This window comes from Aeoliella straminimaris, from assembly GCF_024054565.1.
Lineage (GTDB): Bacteria > Planctomycetota > Planctomycetia > Pirellulales > Lacipirellulaceae > Aeoliella > Aeoliella straminimaris.
In genome coordinates, this window is sequence record NZ_JAMXLR010000091.1 from 110151 (window position 1) to 122374 (window position 12224).

A 12224-nucleotide genomic window follows, 5' to 3' on the forward strand; every position below is an offset into this window, starting at 1 on the left:
GGTGGAATCCTTCGGGCTGAAGGTGACGGGATAACCGGCTCAGTCAACGGCGCCACTGGTGGTGCCGCGGTCCGAGCCCCCTTCCATCTTGCGCGATCTTTGTCGATCAGGCCAGCGCGACTTTTACGGCATCTACTAAAGCATCGGTCGTGATGCCGCGATCTTCGTACACGGCCTGGTATGGGGCCGAGGCGCCGAAATCGTCCATGCCAATGAACTTGCCTGAAATGCCTAAATACCGGTCCCAGCCCTGTCGGATGCCCGCTTCGATGGCCACCCGCTTGGTGACGGCCGCCGGCAGGACACTTTCGCGGTACGACTCGTCCTGGGCCTCGAACAGTTCCATCGATGGCATACTGACCACCCGCACGGCCACGCTGTCGGCGGTGAGCTTCTCGTAGGCCTCGACGGCCAGGGACAACTCGCTGCCGGAAGCCAGCAGAATCACGTCCGGCTTGCCGCCCTTGGCGTCGGCCAGCACGTAGGCTCCCTTCGCCACGCCCTCGGCCGAGGCGTACTTATCTCGACACAGCGTGGGCAAGTTCTGGCGGGTGAGCACCAGGGCCACCGGATGCTCGGTTTGCTCGATGGCCGTTTTCCACGACTGGACGCACTCGTTGGCATCGCCCGGCCGCAGGACAATCAGATGCGGGATCGCCCGGGCGGCGGCCAATTGCTCAACGGGCTGGTGCGTCGGACCATCTTCGCCCACTCCAATCGAATCGTGGGTGAACACGTACACCAGCGGCAGATGCATGATCGAACTGAGCCGCATCGACGGCCGCAGGTAGTCGCTGAATACGAAAAACGTGGCCACGTAGGCCTTCAAGCCGGCCAGCGCCATGCCGTTTCCGGCGGCGGCCATGGCGTGTTCGCGAATGCCGAAGTGCAGGTTGCGACCGCCGCGGTTGCCCGCCTCGAAATCCTCTTCGCCTTTGATCAGCGTTAATGTCGAAGGAGCCAAGTCGGCAGAGCCCCCCAGCATCCAGGGAATGTTCTTGGCGAGTGCATTTAGTGCTTCGCCGGACGATTTGCGCGTGGCCAGGCCCTTCGCGTCGGCTTCGAAAACTGGCAGGTCCTTGTCCCAACCCTCGGGCAGCTCGCCGCTCCAAATCTGCTTGAGCTCGGTGGCCAGTTCGCCGTGTTTTTCGGCATACTGCGCGAACAGCGTTTCCCACTTTTCGTGGGCGTCGCTTCCCCGCTGTCCCATGGTGGCATCGAAATGTTCCTTGACGCCATCGGGCACCAGAAACTTCTCGTCTTCGGGCCAACCGTAAACCTTCTTGGTGGCGGCGATTTCTTCGTCGCCCAGTGGTGCACCGTGGGCGCCGTGCGTGCCGGCTTTGGTGGGTGCGCCATAGCCGATTACGCTTTTGACGATGATCATCGTGGGACCATCGGTCGTTTTCTTGAAGCCCTCGATCGCCGAGGCGAGCGCCTTCAGGTCGTTGGCGTCATCCACCCGACGTACGGTCCAGCCGAGGCCCTCGAACCGGGTGGCAACGTCCTCACTGAAAGCCAGGCTGGTGTCGCCTTCGATCGTGATGTTGTTGTCGTCGTAAATCCAGCACAGATTGTCGAGCTTCAGGTGCCCGGCCAGCGATGCCGCTTCGCAACACACGCCTTCCATCAGGTCGCCGTCGCTGCACTGCACATAAATGTTGTAGTCGAATAGATCGAAGCCCGGCTGGTTGTACTTCGAGGCAAGCCACTTCTGGGCCATCGCCATGCCCACGCTGTTGGCACAACCCTGCCCCAGTGGACCGGTAGTAGTTTCGACGCCAGCGGTGTGTTTCACCTCGGGATGGCCGGGCGTGCGGCTGCCGAACTGGCGAAACTGCTTCAACTGATCCAGCGGCAGCGAGGGCTCGTCGACGACCTTGCCAGCGTGGTCGATGTGACGGATGCCTGACAGGTGGATCATCGAATACAGCAGCATCGAGGCATGGCCACACGACAGCACGTAGCGGTCGCGGTTGGGCCACTGCGGTGCGGCGGGGTCGTACCGCATGTGATTCGCCCACACCTCGTAGGCAATCGGCGCCAGGGCCATGGGCGTCCCCGGGTGACCGCTATTGGCCGCCTGTACGGCGTCCATGCTCAGGGTGCGGATGGTGTTGATGGCGAGTTGTTCGATGCTTTGCGTAGCAGTGGACATTGTCACAAGAACGGGGGCTAAGTGATGGCCTGGAAAAGCTTTGCGAGTAGTCTATCGCTACCGCCTGCAGAGTGTCAACGAAGGGCCCACCAGGTGCGATGTTGGGTTGCTCGTTTGCAATGTCGAGTACCTGAGTCAGCCGGCAAGCCGCGGCGGACCACCTCGCTTGCCAACAACCATCGAGGGCGGCGCCAGTTAAACGGCCAACTGCGTTGGACGCGTCGAGGGAAGCTGCGGCATCTTCTCGGCAAAGTTGGAATATGGCGTGCGGAAAACCAGACCACTTGGCCATTGACGAATGACGATTGTGCGCTAGCCGCAAGCGATGCGCCGACCTTCCCCGTGGCTTTGCTGCGCGGCGATCACGATGGACATGGCGCGATAAGCGTCTTCCAGGCTGGCTGTCTTAAGCAGCAAACTGGCCACCTGGCGATGAAAGTGCAGTAGCAGCTGCTCGCCTACAGGGCGTTCCGAATCGAGTGACTCCATGTGTTGGCCGGCAGAGTCGAACCATACCAGCGACGAAGGCAGATCGACGAAAGCGATGCCGCGTTCGCAAACCACCTGCAGATCAGCCGGTCGACGGAAGGCGGTAGCCTCGGACCAGGCATTGTGTACATAGCTGCCACAAGCAATTTGTGCCTGCGGCCGGCTTCGGGCATTGTGGGGCTTTTCGAAGTCGAGCACCATCAGCAGATAATCCTGGGCCGATTCGCCGTTGCCGCTGGGGTGTGTCAGCCCCATCACCGATTGGGGCTCGGTCCCTACCAGGTAGCGGCACCAGTCGACCATTTCGACCGTCTGCGACATGTTCACGTCGCTCAGCGTGCCGTTCAGTCCATGGGCACCATTCCCCCGATCGGCAGTGTGGCGATGGTTGCAGAACAGCATCCGCGGCGGCCCCAGTTTCGTGGCCATCAGTTCCTGCAGACGGAGCGTGGCCGGGGCCAGCCGGCAAGGGAACTCGGCCATGAAGGCGATACCCGCTTCGCGAACCTGTTCGCGAAGGGTAGCTGCCTCCTGGGCGTTCAGTTCAAGCGAGGCCCCACAGTACACGGCCTTGCCTGCTTCGCAGGCGGCCACGATCGGCAGCGAGCCAAACCAGCGAGCCGAGAGCAGCAAAACGGCGTCGACGTCCTCGGCAAAGGCAACCTCGCGGAAACTATCGACCGAGCGGGCTTTGAGCTGCATGGCCAACTGCTGGGCACGGTGCGACACCGGATCGCAAACGGCACGTACTTCGAAGCGGTCGCTCAGCGCCCGCAGCGCAGGCATATGCCGGCTAGCCCAGTGGTTGCCAAGTCCGATGACACCAAGCCGAAGTTTCAACGCCTATCCTCACGTTGTGTGATAAGAAAAACCATCAGCTACCGAGTACACGTTCCCTTCGGTAGTCCTGAAAGTATACTCCACCAGCCAACCGTTTAGAATCGGATAACCGAATCTCGGCATGGGAGAACTGCCAGCGGCTATTGCCCACCATCTAGCAGCGATTTCACCTCGTCGCTCTCCAGCTCCTGCTGAGCCTTGGTGAGGTTCGGGTTGGCTGGCCCCAGCTTTCCACGTCCTTTACCGCCCGCAATGCGGCTTTCGACATCCTGCCTGATTTCGTCCGACTCGAATTCCCAAAACCGGGCGAGAATCTCCGGCGGCAGGGGCTTCAGCGAGCGAACGATCCGCATTCCCACCCCGGTCGTGGGGTAGTCGGTGTACCACCATGGACTGAGCGGCGAGTTGGGATCGCCCGCTTTCCACATCGAATCGTCGGAATAAAAGCGGGAGGTCACGCGACAATCTTCGGCCGTCGAGTCGTAGAAGCCGCCGCGACACACGCGTGCTTCGTTGGAGGTGGCCCAATTCACGGCCTGCTGCCATGACAGGACATCCGCCTCGGGGCGCTCGAGGTCCTCGTCGTACTCATCGATCACCAACTCGGCGACGTTGCCCAGCATGTCGTGCAGTCCCCAGGCGTTCGCCTTCAACTGGCCGACTTCGTGTGTGGTCCAGTCGGAACTGTCGTCGTACCAGGCGTACTCGTCGAGGTTGTCGGCCGTCACCCCTTCAGGGTAGGCACCGGTCGAACCGGCCCGGGCGGCGTACTCCCACTCGGCTTCGGTCGGCAGGCGATATTGCATTCCGGTGGTCTTGCCCAGCCACTTGGTGAATTGCTTGGCGGCGTAGGGGGTCATCGTGGCGGCTGGCAACTTGGGATCTTCGCCAAACTCGTAGGTGGTCCCCGGATCGTACAGCGGCGTAGGCGCCGTGACTCCGTCGACGTAGGTCACCTCCTGCTCGATGGCCTCGGCGATGGCTGGCGAGTTCTCGACCGCCTTCTTCACAGCCGCAGCTTCGGCGGCGTTGGTGCTGCTCAAACGGTTCTTGATCGACTGCAACTTCACGAAATCGTCGTTCAGCTTCATGTACGGCCAATACGCTTCCCAGGTCAGCTCATGCTTGGCGATCCAGAACGGTGGCAGTTCCACCTGCACGGCGTCCAGCTCGAGCTCGCCACGCTCATCGTCTTCGGTCGAACTGCCAAACGTGAACACGCCACCGGGCACCGGCACCATTTCGATCTGCACGTCCGTGCCGGGCAGCGTTTCGGTATAGGGAACCATGTAGCCCTGCTCGCATTCGACCGCGGGCCCTTCCGCAGGCATCTCGCTCACCACGCCACGCGGAAGTGTCGAATCCACGGCGTGCACTGGCGCGGCGATGAGTACGAACGATGCGAGTAGGCACATTAACAGACGCATTACGAACCTCAGATTGGGAGGGGGTATAGGCGAGGCTAAAAGTAAGGAAGGCAGACGCGTGATTCGCGCTTTACCGGGGGCCGTTTATTATCGTTCAGCCACGCGGCGACGTAAACACCTGCGCAGCGGTCAGCAATTGCTGCACCCGCTCCATCGGCAGGCCCACGACGTTCGATTCGCTGCCTTCTTCGATATGAATCCATCCTAATCGATCCTGATAACCAAAAGCTCCGGCTTTGCCCTCCCAGCCTCCCGTTTCCAGATAGTCTTCGATGCCTGCATCTTCGATGGCGTCCATTTTCAAGGTCGTCACCACCACTTCGACGATCGGGGCGGCCGCCCCACCGGTCGCGGGCAAATGCCACAGACACAGGCCCGTGAGCACCCGATGCTGCCGGCCCCGCATCAATTGCAGCATTCGTCGGGCGTGCTCCTCGTCGGCAGGCTTGCCGAGGATCTGCCCCTGACACTCGGCCACGGTGTCGGCGGCCAACAGCACGATTTCGGTTTCTCGCTCGCCAGCCAGCAGCTTTTGAGCCACGTCCGTTCCCTTACGCAGGGCATATTCGCGTACCAACTCCACCGGCCCACAGGAACTGCACACCCCCGATTCGGCGTTGGGGTCGGGGGCCACGATGCGAAAGGCGTAGCCCGCGTCGCGTAGTAGCTCCTGTCTTCGGGGCGATGTGCTCGCCAGTACCAGTTCGGGGCTTGGTGTAGTCATAGGGTCCAGGTCACAATTGCAAGAAGGTTCCGGTCGACGACTCAACCAGTGTAGTGAATAAATGGCGTTTGATGTCTTGTACGAGGATAACCACCTACTGGTGGTCGATAAACCGGCTGGAATTCCCACCATGGGTGTCCGAGACGACCGGCCCACCATGCTGTCGCTGGCCAAAGAGTACATCCGCACCAAGTACAACAAGCCCGGCAATGTCTATCTGGGCATCGTCAGCCGACTCGACGCTCCTGTGACCGGTGTGTTGCTGATCGCCCGAACTTCGAAGGCGGCCCGTCGTTTGACCGACGCATTCCGTAGCCGCACGGTCGAAAAGTGTTACCTGGCCCTGGTGGAAGGGCATCTGGCAGAGCCTAGCGGACGGCTGGAGCACTACCTGCGCAAGGACGAACGACACCGCCGCATGCACACCACCACGGCTGCCGCGCCGGATGCCCAGCGCGCCGTGCTGCGCTACGAAGTGGTGAGTGCGCAGGCGGACACTTCGCTGGTGCAGGTGAAACTGGAAACCGGACGCAAACACCAGATCCGCGTGCAACTGGCTAAGCTGGGGCACGCCATCGTGGGCGATCGCAAGTACGGATCCATGCGCCCGTTCGCCCAGGGCATTGCCCTGCACAGCCACCGTTTGCTGCTGGAACACCCGGTGCAGAAGTCGCCGGTGGAGGTGGTCGCGCCACTGCCAAAGTACTGGCCTCGGGGGGTGCTGCCCCGATAGAAGGGCTTCGGGTAATCCTAGGAAGGGTGTAAGTGCCGTTGGCGCGGCAAGTTGCGCCGAATTGGTGCGGGTAACTGAGTTGGCGCGGCAGGGATTCCCGCATTACACTATGGCACGGGGCTCTCACCGCTTTTCTTTCTGTGCGCCAATGTCTCACTCCACCAAATCTGTTTTGCTCGAAACGGCCCAAGCCAGCGGTTTGGTCACCACCGAGCAATTGCATTTGGCCTTGGTATCGGCGTGCGACGCTGGCGACGAGAATACGGTTTCCGTCAGTGAAGTATCCGACGACGCGATCGGCCGGCGATTGGTGGAGCTCGAGTTTCTTAATCCCTGGCAGGTTGAGCAACTCAAACTGGGCCGCAGCAAGTTCTCGTTGGGCCCGTATCGCATTCTCGATGCCCTTGGTCGCGGTGGCATGGGGCATGTTTTCAAGGCCGAGCACGAAATACTTGGGCGCATCGAGGCCGTGAAGGTCTTGCCGCGCAATAAGACTACCGCCGACACGATCGAGAAGTTTCGGCACGAGATCCGCATTCAAGCTCAACTCGATCATCCCAACCTGGTGCGAGTTCATTTCGCCGACCGCGAAGGCGAGATCTACTACTTTGTTACCGAGTTCGTGCCCGGTACCGATTTGCGTAAACTGATTCGCCGGCTGGGGCCGGTCAGCTATCAGGCGGCGGCCCTGGTCATGCAGCAAGCGGCCGAAGGACTTGAGCATGCTCACCGCCGCGGGCTGGTGCATCGCGACATCAAGCCGGGCAACCTGTTGGTCACCCCCGAGGCGGTGGTCAAAGTGATTGACCTGGGGCTGGCTTGGTACCTGGAGGCCGACATCCACGCCGCCAAGCACGGCGACCGGCTGAAGATCGTTGGCACGGCCGATTACCTGGCGCCCGAGACCATTCGCGACCCCGGCTGCATCGTTCCGGTGAGTGACATCTACTCGATGGGATGCACGTTGTACTACGCCGTGACGGGCAAGGTGCCGTATCCGGGGGGCAATCCGGCCGAGAAAATGCAGCGGCACCTTAACGAGCAGGCTCTGTCGCCCGAACAACTGCAGCCCAACCTGCCACCAGCGTTCGTGCAACTTGTGGCAGAGATGATGTCCAAAAATCCCAAGCAACGTCCTCCATCCGCCGCCGCGGTGGCCAAACGCCTGCAGGCCTTTGCCACGGAGGAGGCGATTGCCGAAATCGCTCAGGCGGTGCGAACCATACAGCTCGAACCGCGCGAGCCACGCAACGACCGGAACGCCGGGCAGAGCCCGCATCTGCAGGACACGCTGACGTTCGAAGACGATCCCCTGGGCGAGCTCGATGGCGAAGGTCGCAGCAGTTCGCAAGGCACCTCGCCGATTCACGCGCCCACCGACGAAACAACCCCGCAACAGACGCCCGCCTACATTCCCGTCTCCCCTGCCCCGATGGATGCAGAAGCCGAAGAGGTCAACTCGGGCTTGAACCGCCTGGTGATGGCCAGCATTGGTCTTGCCGGTGCCGCGATGCTGGCCGCCGTGGGGGTGCTGATCTGGGAATGGTGGGGCTAGGGCACCACTTCATCAAAGTCAGGTCCCCATGCGAAATGCTCTCCGCTACGCCTTGTCGGCGACCGCCATCGTCCTGCTACTCTCCCACCCCAGCGCTAGTGGTGCCGACTTCATCTGGATCGAGGGCGAAGATGCCACTCGGCAGCAGGCCACTCAACATGGGTGGTACGACAGCGTGAAGAAAGAGACGCTGTCCGGCGGCGAATGGCTCTCGCATTTCGACGAAGGCCGCGAAGGAACCGCCGAGTTCGATTTCCAGGTCGATCAGGCTGGCGAATACACCTTTTGGCTACGAGCCAATCCGGTGCAGGCCAAGCTGTCGTGTCGACTCGATGATGAGTCTGCCTGGCAGCAGGTCGACTTCGGTGGCGACCTGCGCGGCCAGATTAACATCGCCAGCGACGACAAGCCCGATCTACGATTCATCGCCTGGGTGAAGGTTGGCAAGTTCGATCTCACGGCCGGTCAGCACAAGCTCGCGTTCCGCATGCACAGCGGCCCGCAGCATCATGGTGGGATCGATTGCCTGGTGCTGGCGCGAGGGGCGTTCGTTCCTAGTGGCACCACCAAGCCCGCGGACAACAGCCAGCCGGCAAAGCCCGATGAGTGGTTTCCGGTGATCATGGACATCGATCCGCTCTCGCCCCAATCGGTAATCGACATCAGTCACCTGGTCGAAGCGCCCGCTGGCCAGCATGGATTTCTGAAGCGTCAGGGCGACACACTACGGTTCGAGAACGCCAGCCAGTCCACCAAGTTCTGGGGCGTTGGCTCCCCACCGCAGGGGCACACGCCCGGGGAAATGCAGCTGGCCGCCCGCTGGTTCCGCAAGCATGGCATCAACATGGTTCGGCAGCATACGATGATCGGCGCCGTGGGACTGCTGAACGAACAGGGGCAGTTCGACCGCCAGCGGCTCGAACAGTACGACCGCTGGTTTGCTGCGCTCAAAGAGCAAGGCATCTACTCCACTTGGTCGGTGGTCTACCCGCACCATGGTGCGTTTCTGAGGCCGCAGGACCTCGATGCCGACCTGTTCGCCGAACTCGACGCCGAAGACTCCGCCCGCAATGGTCGCCAACGGCCGATCGTCGCGAACGACTACATCAACCTTGACCGCCGCATCCAGGACGCGGCGTGGCGATACTTCGATGCGCTGCTAAACCATGTGAATCCCCATACAGGCTTAGCATACAAGGACGATCCAGCGCTGGCCGTGCTCGAAGTGCAGAACGAGAGCAACGTGTTCTTTTTTACGCTCAACACCCTGCTCGACAATAGCAAGGTGCCACAGCTTTCGCAGGATATGCGGCGACGGTTCTACGAATTTGCCGAGGCCAAGTACGGCACCCAGCAGGCAGCGGAGCGAGCGTGGGGACGCAGCATGCCGGGCGACCGCTGGAAGCAGGGCGAACTGGCCCTGATGGGCGCCCACCATTGGGGAGCCGACGGACCACTGTACGAGTACAAAGGCCAGGATCGCCGCTGCGGCGACTACATCGAGTTTTTGACTTCGGTACAACGTGAGTACTTCGAGCGCCGCATCCAACAGATGCGCGATGCCGGTTTCCAGGGCGTCGCGGTGACCACCGCGTGGAAGTCGGGTGGGCCGGCCGCCAGCCTGGCCAACTTGTACTGCGACACCGCGGGCGACAGCATCGATCGTCACAACTACTTCGGCGGTGGCGATGGTGGCCATCGCATCGTCGAGGGCCAGGTAAACACCGACACGCATCTCGACCAACCGGGCCGCGGCCTGTTGGCGGTGGGCATGTTCCAGGTGGACGATCGCCCGTTTTCTTACAGCGAGTGGTCGCAGATGCCGCCCAATCCTTGGAAGGCGGAGGCCGCGCCGCTCATCGCGTTCTACGGCATGGGCCTGCAAGGTTGGGATGCCAGCTACCACTTCAATATGGGCGACCGCCGCATCGGCGATGGCTGGCCGGGGCAAAGCAAGTACACGACCCACACGCCACACTACATGGCCCAGTTTCCGGCTCTCGCGTTTGCCGTGCACAACGGCCATCTCGACGAAGGAGAGACCATCGCCATGCGGAGCGTCGCGTTGGACGAGCTCTACACCGGACGCGACCTGCTGGGCCAATCGCTCTCGGGCGGCGGTCATGACACCAAGCAGCTGTTAGGGCGTGGAAGTACCCCGCCCGAGGCCCTGGCGGCCGGTCGCGTGACCATCGCCTTTGTTGATAAGTCGATTCCCATTGGGCCGGTGAATATTTCCCAACGAAAATCTCGCACCGGAGAGTTCCACTTATTCCACGACGCCGAAGCCAAAACCATCCGTTCCACCACCGGGCAGCTACTGTGGCGGTATGGCGACCGCATTGTTGAGGTCCGCTCGCCCAAGACGCAGGGCGTGATTGGTTTCGCTCAAGACAAGACGATTCGCCTGCCGGATGTGGCCGTTAGGACCAGCACGCCATTCGTGTCGCTGTTGTTCACGCCGCTCGACAACCAGCCCCTCCGGCAGTCGAAACGCATTTTGATTACCGCCATGGCCCGCGACAAACAGACGGGCAGCGAGTTCAACGAAGATTGGTCGCAACTGCTGGTCGAAGGCCGGCCACCCTTGTTAATGGAGCCCGTGCAATCACTCGTGCGGCTGGACGGCGAGGCTCCGAAGAGCGTCACTCCGCTCGATTTGTACGGCGTGCCAATGGACCAATCGGTAACCGTCAGCACAAACGGCACTTTTCAAATCGATGGGACCCATCGCACGTACTACTACGAGGTAGTGCGGTAGGTCATCCTTGGCCTCCCATCAATTGGATTCGGCGGCGGCTTTGCCCTTGTTCCGTTCCGCCTGGAGCAAGTCGGCCAATTTGGCCGCCACCATTTGATTCCCTTTGGCGACGTTCTCCGTCTCGTTGATGTCGCTCTCCAGATTGTAGAGCTGCGGGGCGCGGCCGCCGGTGCCTGGGATGTACTTCCAATTGCCTTGCAGGATGGCCAATTGGTCGCGGCTGCCCGAGTGTTCGATAGTGTAATCGCGGCCCGTTTTGCTCTCGCCGATTAGCACCTCCGAAAGATCCATGCTGTCGGGCGCGGCCCCTTCGGGCAGTTCGTACACATCGGCCAGCGGTGCGACCGACGCCACCAGGTCGACCTGGCTGATCATCGCATCGGTGGTGCCGGGCTGCACGCGGGCGGGCCAGTGGACGATCCAGGGCACGCGCGTTCCCCCTTCGTAGCGGGAGTACTTGCCGCCGCGGTACGGGCCGGCGGGTTGGTGGTCGCCCAGTTTCTCGACGGCTTGGTCCTGGTAGCCGTCGTCCAGTACGGGACCATTATCGCTGGTAAACAGGATAAGCGTATCGTCCAGTTTGCCAGCACGCTCGAGTTCATCGACAATCTGCCCCACGCACCAGTCGAACTCCACCATGGCGTCACCGCGGGCGCCATGCGGTGTCTTACCGACGAACTGCGGATTGGGCGCACGCGGTACGTGTATCTGATGCGCGGAATAGTACAGGAAGAACGGTTTGTCGGTCGAGTCGGCAATGAACTTCCGCGCCTGCTGCGTGAGCACCTGGGCCATGGTCTCGTCGGTCCAGCGAGCCTGCTCGCCGCCGGTCATGAATCCGATGCGGCCGATGCCATTGACGATCGAATTATTGTGCCCCACCGACCAATCCAATTTCAAACTGTCGCGGGCGGTGATGCCGGTAGGTTGCCCATCGGGATTCTTGCGGAACACGTCGACTGGGTCGGCCGGGTCGAGATTCACAATGCGATGCCCATCCACGTACACGCAGGGTACGCGATCGTTGGTGGTGGGGATGATGAACGAGCTGTCGAATCCGATTTCCAGCGGGCCCGGTTTGATCTCGCCCGACCAATCGGGCTTGGGTGGCGAGCCCAGCCCCAAGTGCCACTTGCCCACGATGCCGGTTCGATACCCGCCATTCTTCAGCACCGATGCCAGCGTCGGTGTGCCAGGTTTGATCAAGGCCGTGGCGTTGGGTGGGGCGATGCCCGTGCCAGGCACGCGCCAGGCGTACTGGCCCGTCAGCAGGCTATAGCGGCTGGGCGTACAGGTGGCCGAGGTGCAATAGCCCGAAGTGAAACGAAGCCCCTGTTGGGCCAGCCGGTCGATGTTGGGCGTGGGAATCGATTTCGCCCCGTAGCAGCCAACGTCGCCAAAACCGACATCGTCGCCATAGATAAGCACGATGTTGGGAACCGCCTGGCAAGGTGCCACCAGCAGGGCCGTCATCAGCAGCCAACCACACATCCATCCGCCTGTTCGTCGCATCGAACTCTCCCAGATTACGTCAGAT

At 61.6% G+C, this 12224-nt stretch carries 8 protein-coding genes; 3 read left to right on the top strand and 5 right to left on the bottom strand.

The window, feature by feature from the left end; all coding sequences use genetic code 11:
* Positions 1-106 precede the first annotated feature (106 nt).
* The 4 genes from tkt to NG895_RS25745 form a co-directional block, all read right to left on the bottom strand.
* Positions 107-2158, bottom strand: coding sequence for a transketolase (gene tkt / locus NG895_RS25730; protein ID WP_252855428.1), 2052 nt, complete (start codon positions 2156-2158; stop codon positions 107-109).
* Positions 2159-2470: 312 nt separating this feature from the next.
* Positions 2471-3487, bottom strand: coding sequence for a Gfo/Idh/MocA family protein (locus NG895_RS25735; protein ID WP_252855429.1), 1017 nt, complete (start codon positions 3485-3487; stop codon positions 2471-2473).
* 140 nt (positions 3488-3627) lie between these two features.
* Complete coding sequence (locus NG895_RS25740; protein ID WP_252855430.1) at positions 3628-4914, bottom strand: formylglycine-generating enzyme family protein; 1287 nt, start codon at positions 4912-4914, stop codon at positions 3628-3630.
* Positions 4915-5008: 94 nt separating this feature from the next.
* Positions 5009-5638, bottom strand: coding sequence for a Maf family protein (locus NG895_RS25745; protein ID WP_252855431.1), 630 nt, complete (start codon positions 5636-5638; stop codon positions 5009-5011).
* 61 nt (positions 5639-5699) lie between these two features.
* Here NG895_RS25745 and NG895_RS25750 point away from each other — a divergent pair, with 61 nt between their 5' ends.
* The 3 genes from NG895_RS25750 (at position 5700) to NG895_RS25760 (ending at position 10687) form a co-directional block, all read left to right on the top strand.
* The gene (locus NG895_RS25750) at positions 5700-6371 is read left to right on the top strand and encodes an RluA family pseudouridine synthase (RefSeq protein ID WP_252855432.1); all 672 of its coding nucleotides are present in this window, start codon (positions 5700-5702) and stop codon (positions 6369-6371) included.
* 148 nt (positions 6372-6519) lie between these two features.
* Positions 6520-7926: a serine/threonine protein kinase gene (locus NG895_RS25755; protein ID WP_252855433.1), complete on the top strand. Its 1407-nt coding sequence runs from the start codon at positions 6520-6522 to the stop codon at positions 7924-7926.
* Between the two features lie 28 nt (positions 7927-7954).
* A complete protein-coding gene (locus tag NG895_RS25760; protein ID WP_252855434.1) occupies positions 7955-10687 on the top strand; it encodes a hypothetical protein in 2733 nt (910 codons plus the stop codon).
* A gap of 18 nt (positions 10688-10705) precedes the next feature.
* Here the strand turns inward: NG895_RS25760 and NG895_RS25765 are convergent, their stop codons facing one another.
* Positions 10706-12199 carry a sulfatase family protein gene (locus NG895_RS25765; RefSeq protein WP_252855435.1) on the bottom strand — a complete coding sequence of 498 codons (1494 nt, stop codon included), beginning with the start codon at positions 12197-12199 and terminating at the stop codon, positions 10706-10708.
* Positions 12200-12224 lie beyond the last annotated feature (25 nt).